1 protein-coding gene is annotated in these 232 nt (G+C 36.6%); it reads right to left on the reverse strand.

Features of this window, described 5'->3' with window-relative positions; all coding sequences use genetic code 11:
• Nucleotides 1-232 (reverse strand): heme-degrading monooxygenase HmoA (gene hmoA / locus KVT11_RS20755; RefSeq protein WP_217609231.1); only part of this gene is annotated, 232 nt, incomplete at both ends.

Here is a 232-nt window from a genome sequence, read left to right on the forward strand (position 1 = left end):
GCTTTCGATGATTTTACATAATAAACTGCATGATCCACATTAATAATATGATCTGGTTTTGGTTTACCACGGCTCGCTCTATGTCCAGCTAAATGTTCTTCACTTGTTTCCCAGTTTTTCCATGCTTCTTCAGATTCCCTGCGAATCATTACGACTACTTCTTCGTCGCCGCGTCTTACTTTTTTCACAAGAACACTTAAATCAATAAAACCTTCAAACTTTTCAATAATAC

Origin of the sequence: Bacillus sp. GbtcB10, assembly GCF_019091365.1 — a bacterium.
GTDB classification, from domain to species: Bacteria; Bacillota; Bacilli; order Bacillales; family Bacillaceae; genus Bacillus; species Bacillus altitudinis.